Raw genomic sequence first — 13,095 nt, 5'->3', positions numbered from 1 at the left:
CATGGCATACTACTTCCCGCACCGGTTTCCTGCGCATTCCAGAGCCTTCGCGGGGGCGGTGAGGTGGGGGGACTGCATGACTTCATCCTGGGTTCCAGGGCCCGAGCTCGCGTGGCAACTACATGCCGAGTGCCCGGATGCGTGCATCCTCTTCCAGTCCGTGCGGGAGGAGGCCGGCGCGCTGCTCGACTTCCAGTGGAGGGCGCTCAACCCGGCCGCCGAGGTGTGGGTGCGCGGCCTGGGTCTGAGCCCCGCGCTGTCGGCGTGGGGCGGCGTGCTGGAGGGCCTTCCGGAGCACGGCCTCCTGGGCGAGGTGGTGGAGACAGGCGCGCCGCTGTCCTTCGAGCTGCGGAGCCGCCTGGGCGGGGTGGAGCGCTGGTACCGGGCCCGGGCGCTCAAGCGCGACGATGGGTTCTCGCTGTGGCTCTCCGACATCACCGACATCCAGGCGGAGCGGCAACTGCTGCGCGAGGCCTTGGCGCAGGAGCGGGCCGCGCGGGCCCGGGAGGAGCACCTGCGGCTGGCGCTGGAGACGGCGCGGATGGTGACGTGGGAGTGGACAGAGGCACGGCACAGCCTCGTCTGGTCTCCCAACGCGGAGGACTTCTTCGGCCACCGCCCGGGCAACACCCTGGAGTGCCTCCTGGAGGAGGTGTACCCCGGAGAGCGAGCGCGGGTCGCCGAGGCCTTCGTGGAGGGGCAATGCGCGGAGAGCCCCTTCACCTTCCAATTCCGCGGGCCTCGGACGAACGGTACGCAGCGCTGCTTCGAGGTGGTGGGACAGAGCCACCGCGAGGAGGGCCGGCCCACGCGCATGTTGGGCGTGGTGGTGGACTGCACCGAGCGCGAGCGAGTGCAAGCTGCGCTACGCGAGGCCGAGGAGCGCTACCGGCTGGTCTCCTGGGCCACCAATGATGTGCTCTGGGACTGGAACCCCAATGGCGAGTACATCCACTGGGGTGAGTCCAGCCGCGCGGTGTTCGGCTACGCGTCCGAGGAGATGGGCGGCATCTCCTGGTTGCGGCAGCAGCTCCACCCGGAGGACCGGGAGATGGTGCTGCGCACCCTCGAGCACGTGGTGCAGTCGGGCGGGGAGTCGTGGATGGCCGAGTACCGCTTCCGGCGCAAGGACGGCACGTATGTGCACGTGCTGGACCGGGGCCTGGTGGCGCGGGACGCCCAGAGGCAGACGGTGCGGGTGATTGGCTCGATGATGGACATCACCGAGCGCAAGCGCGCGGTGGAGCGGATGCAGGAGGAGGCGCAGTTCCGCGAGCGCTTCATCGGGATTCTGGGGCATGACCTGCGCAGCCCGCTCAACGCCATCATGCTGTCGGCGCGGCAGTTGCGGCGGCGCAGCACGCTGTCCCCGGTGCAGCTTGCCCAGCGCATCGAGGCGAGCGCGGAGCGCATGGGGAAGATGATCTCCGACATCCTCGACCTGACGCGGGCGCGGCTGTCCGGGGGCATTCCCCTGCACCTGTCGCCCACGAGCCTGCCCGCGCTGTGCCGGCAGGTGGTGGAGGAGCTGTCGGTGGCGCACCCGGGGCGCGACATCTCCGTGGAGGCCGAGGGCGAGGGTGAGGGCATCTGGGACCCGGATCGGCTGGCCCAGGTGGTGAGCAACCTGGTGGGCAACGCGCTGGAGCACGGCGAGGGCGAGGGGCCGATCCGCGTGCGCTGCCGGGGCGAGACCGAGCTGCGGGTGCTGGAGATCTCCAACCGGGGCACGCCCATCCCCAACCATTTGCTGGCCACGCTGTTCGACCCGTTCCGTCAGGGGGGCTCGTCGCGGAGCGGGCGGAGCAGCGGGCTGGGGCTGGGGCTGTTCATCGTGCGCGAGCTCGTCGAGGCCCACGGTGGTCAGGTGTCGGTGCGCTCCACGGAGAAAGAGGGGACGACGTTCTCCGTCCTGTTGCCCTCGGACGCGCGTCCGTTCGCCCGGGAGGGGAGTACCCTCTCGGAGGAAGCGCATACCGGCTGACGCCACCCACGGCCCCGGTCAGGAGTGCGCGCTGGCCGCCTCGGCGTGGCGCAGGGTGAAGAAGGCCACCTCGGGGTAGGTACCCCGCCGCAGGTACGGCCCGCCGAAGCCGAAGCCCAGCCCCATGTTCACGTAGAGCTGGTTGCCGCGCACATGGTAGTGGCCCTGGATGTACGGCTGGCCGGCGCGGCGGAAGATGGCCTCGGTGAGGCCCCGCACCACGAACTGGCCCCCGTGCGTGTGCCCGGAGAACTGCACCAGGTTGCTGTTGGGCGGCAGCTTGTCGATGGTGGGTGGCGCGTGCGTGAGCACCAGCCGCGTGCCCGACTCGGGTGCGCCCCGGAACGTCCGCTCCACGTCATCGCGGCCCGTGCGCCCATCATCGATGCCCAGCACCGCGACCGGCGCCCCGCGCATGTGCAGCACCCGGTGCTCGTTCTGCAGCACCGTGTAGCCCAGGCGCTCGAAGCCCGAGCGCAGGTAGTGCGCGTCCACCCAGTGGTCATGGTTGCCCAGCACCACGAACACCGGGCTGGAGAAGCCGGACAGCAGCTCGATGACGCGCGGCAGCGGCTTGGGGCTGTGCGTGACGTAGTCGCCCGTGAGGAACACCAGGTCCGGGTTGCGCGCGTTCACCTCGGCCACCGCCCGGCGGATGCGCACCGCCGATGTCGCCTGTCCCACGTGGATGTCCGACAGGTGCGCGATGCACAGCCCGTCGTGCTCCTGGTGCATCCCCGGCACGTGCAGCACATTCTCCGACAGCGTGAAGTGGTCTCTCCAGCGCAGCCGTGCCTCGGGCCGCAGCGGATCCGGCCCGATGGCCCTCAGCTCGTTCCGCTTCATGTGGTTCCGGTGCGACCCGGGAGCGGGGGCGGAGGCCGCCTCTGCGGTCTGGGTGGCGGAACGGCGGCGGGCGAGTCTCAAGGCCATGAATTTCCTTCCGTCGGCGGGGGACGGCTCGAATTGTAAAGGACACCGGCGACATGCGACGAGGGCGTGCCTCGGGTTCGCCTGCCCGGTCTCCAGCCGATGTCAGCGGGCGGAAGGTAAAGGCCGAGACGTCTCCAAAAATTCCGGGCCGCCGACATCTCGATCGGCGGCCCGGGGACGGAGGGGGCCTCAGTGGCCTCGGATGACCGTGAGACCCCTGTTGGTGAGCACGTAGAGCATCGCCGGCTTCACCGTGGGGTCGTACAGCAGCTGCTCCACCACCGTGCCATCCACGCCCGCCACGTGCGTCAGCTTCTTGCCATCCAACCGCCAGAGCCCGAAGCCCTCGGTGCCGATGAAGAGCGAGCCGTCATCCGTGGCGGCCAGTGAGCTGAGCCGGTCGGTGGGCAGCCCCGCGACCTTGGTGCCGAAGGCCTCGGAGCGACGCGCGACGCTCATCTGCCACAGGCCGTAGTCCTTGCTCGCCAGGTAGTAGAGCCCATCCGCGGTCTGCTGGATGCCTCGCCAGTAGTCCTTCTCTTCCTCGCTGTTGAGCCCGCGCAGGTGGGAGTTGAGCTTCTCGGGGTTGGCCGTCTGGCTGGTCCTGTCCCAGTCCACCAGGTTCTCCGAGGGCGTCACCACGCCCACGCTCCAGTCGTTGCCGATGAGCACGTCTCCGTTCTGTGCGATGCCCAGCGCATACGAGTAGCCGGCCATCTGCGTCACGCCGCCGTCCGGCTTGGGCTTGAACCACACCGGGTGCCGGTGGCTGTTGTAGGTGAGCCCCTGGATGCGCGTCACACCGTGGTTGGTACCGATGTAGACCTGACCCTTGTGCTTGCCGCGCATGACCTTCGTGCAGCTGAGCACCGAGCGGTCCTCGTCGAAGTGGTGGTCATTCGTGTTGCGGATGCCGATGTCCTGCGGCCCGGTGCTGCGTGCCGAGCGGCCCAGGTGCGTCTCCAGCGCCACGCTGCCGTCCGGCTGCAGCTTCACCACGTCCAGGTCGCCCTTCTGGTACTCCTGGTAGCGCACCGGGTCGAAGCGCGTCGGGTCCGGGTCGTTGTAGCCGGGGAAGTTGCTCCCATCCGGGCTGTAGATGAAGGCGCTGTCCAATTCATAGGTGTGGTAGCCCACGTAGGCGCGGCCCGCGCTGCCACCGCAGATGACGGTGGAGCCGAGTGCGAGCTTGTCAGGACCGAAGCCTGGCGCTGCCTGGCCCACGCCGCTCGTCCAGCGGGGTGAAGTGTCCCCGGCCCGCAACACACCGATGCGGTCACCGTGGAGCAGCCAGATGTTGTACGCGTCGTCCACCGCCACCGCCTGCACGGAGCCGAGCCCGTAGCGGCTCGAGTAGTTCACCACCGGCTCGTCCGGCCAGGGCCCCGCCGTCACCTCCGGGTCCGGATTGCCAGGGTCGATGGGGCCAGGGTCCGGGTCCGGCTCGCCAGGGTCGATGGGGTCCGGGTCCGGCTCGCCAGGGTCGATAGGGTCCGGTTCCTCGGGGGGCTCGGAGACAGGGGGCGGCTCGACGACCGGAGGAGGCCGCTCGCCCGTTGGAGGCGGCTCCTCGGTACGAGCCGTGTTCTCATCCACTCCCGGAGTGCCCGGCGTGCTCGTCGTGCTGCCGCAGCCCCACGCCACCAATGCTCCCACCGCCCACGCCCCCAACAGTCTGCGCATGACCTCTCCCGCCTCCTCGGGCTTCGCCTCGAAACGCGTCTCGAAACACTTCGGGTAGAGCAAGCGCCATACCCGCGGGGGTGAGGCGGTGCGAGGGCGCGCGTGGGAGGCGGGCTTCGCTACGGAGGGAAGCGGATTGCACCGCGCGTTCCCCCACCGTGCCGGAGCCAGGGCGGAAAATGACCGGGCCCGCTCCCCAGAGAGGGAAACGGGCCCGGCTGCATCCAAGGTGGCTGTTTCAGGTGTTACCGCGGAGGCTCACGCTGGGTATCCGGCGTGCCCCTACTTGGTGCCCTTCTTGGCTCCCTTGGGGCTGGTGGCCTTGAGCTCCAGCGCCACCGCGTCATCCCCATCAATCTGGAAGCTGGCGCGCACCTGGGCGCCCTCGGGGATGTCTCCCACCACCACCTTCTTGCCGTCCAGCAGCACCACCGTCTGGGCGCGCACGTCCAGTTCCACGTCCGGCAGGTTCTGGCTCTGGCGCGACAGGATGATGTCGTCATTGTCCGCGCGCTTGAGGGTGCCGTTCACGTTGAAGGCGTTCGCCTTGTTCATCAGCGCGTCGGTCTTCTCCTGGTCGTGCTTCTGGGCCTTGGAGCCACTCAGGCCCGGCAGCACATCGGTGGCCTCGACGCCCGTCTCGATGCTGCGCGAGTCGTCCTTCTTGGTCTCGTCCTGGGCCTGGGTGTTCTGGTTGACGTCCGTCTGCGCCAGGGCAGCCGAGCTCAGGGTGAGGACCAGTGCGGCCAGCAGCTTCTTCATGATGACCCCTCCGTCTCCATGTGGGATACCTGCCGCAAAAGGGTGGTATCCCAAAGGGCCAGCGCCAACCCGACGGCACTCGGGAGACGACGTGCCGTCCGGAGAGCAGGCAGGCGGGAGGGCAGGGGCTGGACGTGCGGGGCGGGCGGCACTAGACGCAGCGGTCACACAGGCCGCGCAGCTGGATGTCCACCGAGCGTGCGGCCACCGACCTGGGCGCTCCCTTGGTCGAGGTGAGGCGGACCGACTCCGAGGGCAGGCAGGCCACGGAGCCGCAGTCCGTGCACGTGAAGTGCGGGTGCGTGCCCTGGTGTGCCTTCTCCTCGCGCTTGAGCTCGAAGCGCCAGACGTGGTCGCCCAGATCTGCCCGCACCACCAGACCGGCCTCGGTGAGGTCGGTGAGGTTGCGGTAGATGGTGACGCGGTCGTAGCCCTCTTCCCCCAGCGCATCCACCAGGTCGGCGTGACTCAGCGGTGCAGTGGCGGACTCCAATTCACGCAGCACCGCTACCCGAGGTGAAGTACTGCGCAGCCCGGCGGCGCGCAGACGGTCCTGGTACTCGGTGAGCTTGGGTTGGGGTGAGTTCTTCCTTGCAGCCATCTCCTTCCGCATAACTCAACTCCTAGAAAGTTGCATCTCACTTGCTACGCACAAGGTGAGGCGCCGTGCATTTTGGGTAGGAGAGCAGGGGATTCCGGCCGGTCAGCGGACGGCCGGGCGGCGCCGGCGTCACGCCGCGGCCCGCTCCGTCGTGTCCGTAAGGAGGAACACGTAGAGGGAAAACGGGGGGTGATGCAACTCTATTTCAGGTGCAGGATGGTTGCGTTGAACCCGGAGTAGGAGTGGGCGGCACGAGGGGGTTGGCTGGAGGAGGCGGTGGTGGGACGGGGGGTGTAGTTCCTCGACACGCTGCGCCTTGGAGGAAGTGCCGCGAGGCCTGTCCTAAAAAGGCCGCATGTCCTAGCGTTCGGCTTTTGAGGAAGGCCCGGGACGGGGGACACTCCAGGGTCTGGCAAGCGGGGAGGCCGGTACGTGCTACGGGTGCTCGTACTCGAGGACGATGCAGACTTGAGGACCATCCTCTGCGAGCTGCTGTCGCTGTCCGGAGCGGACGGGTGCGTGAGCGCCGGTACCGTGGCGGAGTTGAAGGGCAAGCATACGGAGGCGCTCGGGTGCGGGCTGGCCCTCCTGGACATCAACCTTGGGGCTGGAGTGCCCAGTGGGCTGGATGCGTACCGCTGGCTGAAGGACAACGGGTACGCCGGGAGGACCGTCTTCCTCACCGGCCATGCCCGCTCCCATCCGCTGGTGCGCGAGGTCCTGGAGCTGACACACGTCCAGGTGCTCTCCAAGCCCATTGAGTCGAAGGTCCTCCTGGCGCTGGTGAGGGACAGCTCCTATGGGACCGGAACGGCCTAGGCTGCGCGCGCTCGGGGTGGTGGAGGAGGAGCTGCTGGGCCGGGGCTGGCGCGGCGCCTTCTTCGGCAGCTTCATGGTCGTCCTGACGGAGCTGGCCTACGTCTTCATCGACTACCAGGTGTTCCGCGGCGCGCTCCTGATGCCGATCCTGCGCGCGCTGCACGTGCTCTGGGCCCTGGGGGTGCTGGGCGTGCTGCTCGCACGCCGCCACCGCCTCTCCCCGGCGTTGATTCACGCCAGCTTCGCGGCCGTGGTGCTGCCCTTCCTGCCCCTCTTCGCCGCGGCCGAGTACTCCATGACGGGCTCGGGTCTCATCTGGATACCCATGACGGGCCACCGGCTGGTGATGCTGGCCATCGGTGTGCTCGCCCCCACGGGACTGTGGCTGGGTGGGGGGTTGATCGCCTCCTTCGCCCTGGAGGCGGTGGTGCTCTGGTACGTGCTGGGGCTTGGGAGCCACCCGGGAGTGCGCTCTCCCTGGGAGCCCTGGGGCACCCTCATCTACGGCGGCGTGGCGCTGGCCATGCTGGCCTACCGGGTGCGCAGCCACAGCATCGAGCTGAAGCTGCGCGAGGTACGCGCGGAGGCCGAGGCGCTGGAGCGACTGGCCCGGCTCTTCCTCGCGGTCCGCGACGCCACCAACACCCCCTTGCAGACGCTGGAGTTGAGCATCGCCCTGCTGCGCCGGCGCAACCCCGAGACCGAGCCCACCACCGCCGCCATGGAGCGGGCCGTGGAGCGGCTGCGTTCCCTTGCCCAGCGGCTGGGGAGTGTCGATCCGCTGCTGGTGTGGCGCGAGGGCGATGAGTCCTTCGACGCCGATGCCATGCTCCGCCATCTGGAGGAGGACCTTGCGCGCGAGCTCGAGCGCCGGCGCCACTGAGTCGCGCCCTCCAGTCGACAGTCGCCTCTTGTCAACCCTGCTCCGCATCCCCAAGTTCCTGTGCGAGGCCTACACGAAAGGACATCGGATGCCGGAGAAACAGACGCTCCAGCGCGCGCGCCAGGCGAAGCGCATGGGCAAGAGGCCCACGACGCAGGCCAGTGAGTTCGTCCGCGAGGAAATGCATCACATGAAGGAGGGCAAGCACGGGTCCGAGTCGCGCGAGCAGGCCATCGCCATCGGCCTCTCCAAAGCGCGTCGGGCCGGAGTGGACCTGAAGCCCCCGGCTCCCGGTCAGGCGAAGCGCAAGACACGCCAGAGCGCCCGGAGCGCACACCGCCTCGGGCAGCAGGAGGGAGAGCTGAGCGACAAGAAGACCGCCCCTCCTCGCCGCCGCTCCACTACCGCGCGCAAGAGCACCACCGCACGTAAGAGCACCACCGCCCGGGGCTCCAAGAGAGGAGGCCGCACCGCTGCCGCGGGTCGCACCGGCCGCGCGAAGACGGCGTCGCGGAGTGGTACCCGGAGACGCTCCTCCTCGCGCACGAAGAAGTAGCCGCGTGCCCCATTCGCGGTGGGTCCACGAGCCGGCCCTCCTTTCCCTGTCGTGCCGGTTCTGCTTTCGTGGACCTTCCGCCCCATGGCTCGCTCCCCGCGCCGCAAGACTCCTCCCTCGCCACCCGTGTCTCTCGCGCCGGTTTCACACCTGGAGGCGCTGAGAGCCCGGGTGCCCGCGTGGGCGCTCGTCCTGGTCGTGGCGCTCGGGGTGCGCCTGGCCTACTTGCTTACCGCGCGGGGCCCCGCCTTCGACGCGCCGCTGATCGACGCGGACTACTACGACTACCTCGGAGAGCGGCTGGCGCGGGGCGAGGGCTTTGACGCAGGGCCCTTCTGGCAGCCCCCGCTCTACCCATTGCTGCTGGGTGGCCTCTATTGGGTGGGCGGACACAGCCTGTGGTGGCCGCGTCTCCTCCAGGCCCTGCTGGGCGCTCTCACCGCCGCGCTCGCGTGTGGGGTGGCACGGCGCGTCTCTGACCGCCACGAGGTGGGGCTGATCGCCGGCCTTTTGGTGGCGCTGCACGGTCCGCTCGTCTTCTACGACGGAGAGCTGCTGGCCACGTCGTTGGGGACCTTCCTGGGCACCGCGGCGCTCTGGCTGGCCGTTCGCGAGGCTCCTCGCCCGGGTACCGCGCTGTTGTGCGGGGCGTGCATCGGACTGGGAGCGCTCGCGGTGGCGCCGTTGCTGCTGCTCGTACTCCCGCTGGCGTGGGCGCTCGCGCGGGGACGTCCGGTGCGGGCCCTGCTGTGTGGATTGGCCTGTGCCGCCGTGGTGCTGTGCGCTACGTCCGCCAACCGCGTGCGCTCGGGCGAGTGGGTGCTCATCTCCGCCAACGGGGGCATCAACCTGTGGTTGGGCAACAACGCGGATGTGGACGGTGCCATGGCCCTCCGTCCCGGTGCAGCCTGGGAAGCGCTCGTCAACGAGCCCGCCCGTTATGGCTTCCACACGCCGGCGGCCCAGGACGGCTATTTCCATCGGAAGGCGCTGGACTGGTGCCGCTCGCAGCCACTCGACTGCGTGGGCAATCTGCTGTGGAAGGCCCGGTTGCTGCTGGTGGCGCGCGAGCTGCCACGCAATGAGGACCTCTACGTCGCCCGCGCGCAGTCCCCTGTGCTGTCGGCCCTCACCGTACGGCCCGGCGGCTTCGCGCTGCCCTACGCTCTGCTGTGGCCCCTCGCGGCGGCGGGCGCCGTGGTGCTCTGGCGCAGGTGGCGAGCGAAGGAGGACATGCGCGCGGTGCTCACCGTGGTGGGTGCTGCCCTGATGCTCGCCGCGCCGTCCGTGCTCTTCTTCGTCACCGGCCGCTACCGCGCGCCTCTCGCCCCCGCGCTGTGCGTGCTCGCGGCGTTGGGACTTCAGGCGCTGCTGTCGCGTGCCTCTTCTCGCGGGGTGCCCGCGGGGATGGCTCTGGCCGTGCTCGCGCTGTCCGTGTGGCCGGTGCAGTTGGCGGTGGACGCTGTCGACTTCGAGGCCGAGCAGCACTACGCCGTGGGAGGCCGGTATGCCCGGCTCGGCAACGACGCGGCCGCGGTGGAGGCCTGGCGGCGCGCCGTGCTCCGCAAGCCGGACTATCTCGAGGCGGGTTATAACCTGGGGCTCGCGCTGGAGCGGTTGGGCCGGACGGACGAGGCTGTCCGCACCTACGAATCCCTGTTGCGTTGGTACCCGCGCGAAGCCCTGCTGCGAGAGAGGCTCGTCATCGTGAAGGGGACGGCGCGGGACGGCGGGCCCTGAGGGCCTGGCGTAGGGGCACTGCTCTGGGGGCCCGTCGTCCCACAAAGTCAAAGAAGGCCGGTGGTGCGGTCACGACTTCTTGCTGGTCATCACGTTGACCTGGGAGATGCGCTTCTCCACGTCCTTGGTCCGGTGGCAGATGGGGCACTCGGCCACGCGCTCATCGTGCTCCTTCACGTGCATCTGGCTGGTGAAGGGCTGCTTGCACCTGGTGCAGAAGAATTCGTAGTTCGGCATCGCCGTTTCCTCTGTCGGGTTGCGTCACGTGCAACTTCCGTCCCCCGCATGGGGGAGGCATCGCACCCCGGGGCGGGAACGGGCTGGATGGGGCTCGGCTGCCTGCCCGCGGCTTTGTACGGAGCGGTGGTCTGCCTCCGGCCGCGTCCCTAGCTTGCGTGGGAGCGTGGCAGAGGTGGCGGATGACTGTATGTGAGAACTGTCGGGCGAGGCCCGCGGTGGTGTTTCTCAAGCAGCAATCGGGGGATGGGCGAGAGCGCTCCCTGAGCCTGTGCAACCACTGCGCGAGTGCCATGGACATGGGCGCGGGAGGAATGCCCTTCGGCTCGTTGGAGAGCCTGTTTGCACAGATGACGGGCCCTCGGCCGAGGCGGGAGAATCTCCTCGCGCAGCTCTCGGAGATGGCGCAGCAGGTGTTGGAGCACGCGGCGCGGCTGACGCTGGAGTGGGGCTATGAGCGCATTCGTACCGAGCACCTGTTGCTGGCGCTCATCCAAAAGGTCCCCGACATCCGCGCGGCGCTCGAGGTGGAGGGAACGGATGTGGCCGAGTACGAGGCTCGGCTGGAGCAGGTGATGGAGCGGCGGGAGCCTCGCCACGCCGAGGGAGTGGGGTTGTCCTCGGGGATGAAGCGCGTGCTGCAGCTCGCCAAACTTCAGGCGGTGCAGATGGGGCACACCTTCATTGGCCCAGAGCACCTGTTGCTGGCCATCATGGCCGAGGGGGAGAGCTTCGCCGCCCAGTTCCTCTCCGACATCGACCCGGATGAGCTGCGTCAGTTGTTGAAGGCGCCTGTCGCGGCGGCCACTTCCGCGGGCGGGCGGGGAGAGGAACCGCTTCCCCCCAACCTCACACGCTTCACGCGAGACCTCACCGCGCTGGCGAAAGCGGGAGACCTGGACCCCATCATCGGCCGCGAGAAGGAAATCGGGCGCTGCATCCGCATTCTCAGCCGCAAGACGAAGAACAACCCGGTGCTCATCGGCGAGCCGGGCGTGGGCAAGACGGCCATCGCCGAAGGCCTGGCCCAGCGGATTGTCTCGGGCGAGGTGCCGGACGTGCTCAAGGACAAGAGGGTGCTCTCGCTGGACCTGGCGGGGGTCATCGGTGGCTCGAAGTTCCGCGGCGAGTTCGAGGAGCGCTTCAAGGGGCTGATGGAGGAGATCCGCGCCCTCAAGGGCAGGGTCATCCTCTTCATCGACGAGGTGCACACCATCGTCGGTGCTGGGGCGGGCGAGGGCTCGATGGATGCGGCCAACATGCTCAAGCCAGCTCTTGCGCGGGGAGAGCTGCACTGCCTGGGCGCCACCACGCTCGACGAGCACCGCAAGCACATCGAGAAGGACGCCGCCCTGGAGCGTCGCTTCCAGCCAGTATTGGTGGCCGAGCCCACCCCGGAGCAGGCCATTGAGATCCTCCGGGGCCTGCGTGACTCGTACGAGGCGCACCACCGGGTGAAGATCTCCGACGCAGCGCTCACCGCCGCGGTGGAGCTCTCCGACAAGTACATCAGCGACCGCTTCCTGCCGGACAAGGCCATCGATTTGCTCGACGAGGCGGCGGCGATGGTGCGGCTGGGAGCGCACACCGAGCCGGGTCGCATGAAGGAGTTGGAGGCACGGCTGGCGCAGAAGGAGAAGGACAAGGAGGCCGCGGTGGCGGGCGAGCGCTACGACGAGGCCTCGCGGCTGAAGGGCGAGCTGGAGGCGCTGCGCGCGGAGGTGGACGGGCTGCGCACGCAGTGGCAGCAGGCCCGGGGCGTGGCCGAGCCCACCGTTATGCCGGAGGCCATCGCCACGGTGGTGAGCGAGTGGACGGGCATTCCGGCGAAGAAGCTGCAGCAGGAGGAGTCGCAGCGGCTGCTGGAGATGGAGCAGTCGTTGCGCCAGCGTGTGGTAGGCCAGGAGGAGGCTCTGCGTGCCATCTCCGAGGCGGTGCGCCGCGCCCGTGCAGGGCTGAAGGATCCAGGCCGGCCCATCGGCTCGTTCATCTTCCTGGGGCCCACGGGCGTGGGGAAGACGGAGACGGCGCGTGCGCTCGCCGACTACCTCTTCAACGATGAGAACGCGATGCTGCGCTTCGACATGTCCGAGTACATGGAGCGGCACACGGTGAGCCGGCTCATCGGCGCGCCCCCGGGCTACGTGGGCTACGAGGAAGCCGGCCGTCTCACCGAGGCCGTGCGGTGGCGGCCCTACTCGGTGCTGCTCTTCGATGAAATCGAGAAGGCGCACCTGGATGTCTTCAACCTGCTCCTGCAGATATTGGACGACGGGCGGCTCACCGACTCGCGCGGGCGCACGGTGGACTTCAAGAACACCGTCATCATCATGACGTCCAACCTGGGCGCCGAGCAGTTGGGGCTGCGCAAGGGAGCCCTGGGCTTCCAGCGGCCCTCGGAGGGTGGCATCAGCGTGGAGGACGAGCGCGTGGCCGCGACGGTGATGGACGCGCTGCGCCAGCACTTCCGGCCGGAGTTCCTCAACCGCATCGATGAGATCATCGTGTTCCACCCGTTGGACCGAGAACAGCTCAACCGCATCGTGGACTCGATGCTGGCGTCTACGCGGCGCAAGCTGCACGGGCAGAACGTCACATTGGAGGTGAGGGACTCGGCGAAGGACGAGCTGGCGCGGCGCGGGTTCGATCCGAAGTTCGGTGCTCGGCCGCTGCGGAGGGTCATCCAGCGAGAGCTGGAGACAGAGCTCAGCCGGATGCTGCTGCGAGGGGAACTGCGCGAGGGGGACAAGGTGCTGGTGGACTTCGCGGACGGGCGGTTCACCTTCGGCGTCGAGGGACGGGTCGCCGAACAGGGAGTGCCCGTGCACTGACGACCCTCACCCTGACCCTCTCCCAGAGGGAGAGGGAATTGGCTTCGACCCTCTCCCTTTGGGAGA

At 68.9% G+C, this 13,095-nt stretch carries 11 protein-coding genes; 6 read left to right on the top strand and 5 right to left on the bottom strand.

Annotation, left to right across the window (positions count from 1 at the left end):
* The first annotated feature begins 76 nt into the window (after positions 1 to 76).
* Positions 77 to 1,984 (top strand): sensor histidine kinase, encoded by a 1,908-nt coding sequence (locus OV287_RS49925; protein WP_267541157.1) that lies wholly within the window; start codon positions 77 to 79, stop codon positions 1,982 to 1,984.
* Positions 1,985 to 2,002: 18 nt separating this feature from the next.
* Here the strand turns inward: OV287_RS49925 and OV287_RS49920 are convergent, their stop codons facing one another.
* From OV287_RS49920 to OV287_RS49905, 4 genes are all read right to left on the bottom strand, one after another.
* Positions 2,003 to 2,917 (bottom strand): metallophosphoesterase, encoded by a 915-nt coding sequence (locus OV287_RS49920; RefSeq protein ID WP_373371886.1) that lies wholly within the window; start codon positions 2,915 to 2,917, stop codon positions 2,003 to 2,005.
* 189 nt (positions 2,918 to 3,106) lie between these two features.
* Positions 3,107 to 4,600 carry a hypothetical protein gene (locus OV287_RS49915; protein ID WP_267541155.1) on the bottom strand — a complete coding sequence of 498 codons (1,494 nt, stop codon included), beginning with the start codon at positions 4,598 to 4,600 and terminating at the stop codon, positions 3,107 to 3,109.
* A gap of 282 nt (positions 4,601 to 4,882) precedes the next feature.
* Entirely contained in the window at positions 4,883 to 5,362 is a 480-nt protein-coding gene (locus OV287_RS49910) for a hypothetical protein (protein WP_267541154.1), read from the bottom strand.
* Positions 5,363 to 5,513: 151 nt separating this feature from the next.
* A complete protein-coding gene (locus tag OV287_RS49905; RefSeq protein ID WP_267542578.1) occupies positions 5,514 to 5,963 on the bottom strand; it encodes a Fur family transcriptional regulator in 450 nt (149 codons plus the stop codon).
* 432 nt (positions 5,964 to 6,395) lie between these two features.
* Here OV287_RS49905 and OV287_RS49900 point away from each other — a divergent pair, with 432 nt between their 5' ends.
* From OV287_RS49900 to OV287_RS49885, 4 genes are all read left to right on the top strand, one after another.
* Positions 6,396 to 6,782 (top strand): response regulator, encoded by a 387-nt coding sequence (locus tag OV287_RS49900; protein ID WP_267541153.1) that lies wholly within the window; start codon positions 6,396 to 6,398, stop codon positions 6,780 to 6,782.
* Positions 6,763 to 7,665: a hypothetical protein gene (locus tag OV287_RS49895; protein ID WP_267541152.1), complete on the top strand. Its 903-nt coding sequence runs from the start codon at positions 6,763 to 6,765 to the stop codon at positions 7,663 to 7,665. The genes OV287_RS49900 and OV287_RS49895 overlap by 20 nt, the downstream gene beginning before the upstream one ends.
* A 28-nt stretch (positions 7,666 to 7,693) precedes the next feature.
* Positions 7,694 to 8,221 carry a DUF6496 domain-containing protein gene (locus OV287_RS49890; RefSeq protein WP_267541151.1) on the top strand — a complete coding sequence of 176 codons (528 nt, stop codon included), beginning with the start codon at positions 7,694 to 7,696 and terminating at the stop codon, positions 8,219 to 8,221.
* A gap of 84 nt (positions 8,222 to 8,305) precedes the next feature.
* Positions 8,306 to 9,961 carry a tetratricopeptide repeat protein gene (locus OV287_RS49885; protein WP_267541150.1) on the top strand — a complete coding sequence of 552 codons (1,656 nt, stop codon included), beginning with the start codon at positions 8,306 to 8,308 and terminating at the stop codon, positions 9,959 to 9,961.
* A 69-nt stretch (positions 9,962 to 10,030) separates the two neighbouring features.
* Here the strand turns inward: OV287_RS49885 and OV287_RS49880 are convergent, their stop codons facing one another.
* A complete protein-coding gene (locus OV287_RS49880; RefSeq protein WP_267541149.1) occupies positions 10,031 to 10,198 on the bottom strand; it encodes an FmdB family zinc ribbon protein in 168 nt (55 codons plus the stop codon).
* 182 nt (positions 10,199 to 10,380) lie between these two features.
* Between OV287_RS49880 and OV287_RS49875 the strand changes: the two genes are divergently transcribed.
* Positions 10,381 to 13,029 (top strand): ATP-dependent Clp protease ATP-binding subunit, encoded by a 2,649-nt coding sequence (locus tag OV287_RS49875; protein WP_267541148.1) that lies wholly within the window; start codon positions 10,381 to 10,383, stop codon positions 13,027 to 13,029.
* The last annotated feature ends 66 nt before the right edge of the window (positions 13,030 to 13,095 follow it).

Source organism: Archangium lansingense (assembly GCF_026626635.1).
Classification (GTDB): domain Bacteria; phylum Myxococcota; class Myxococcia; order Myxococcales; family Myxococcaceae; genus Archangium; species Archangium lansingense.
This window is presented reverse-complemented; position numbering and strand designations above follow the sequence as displayed.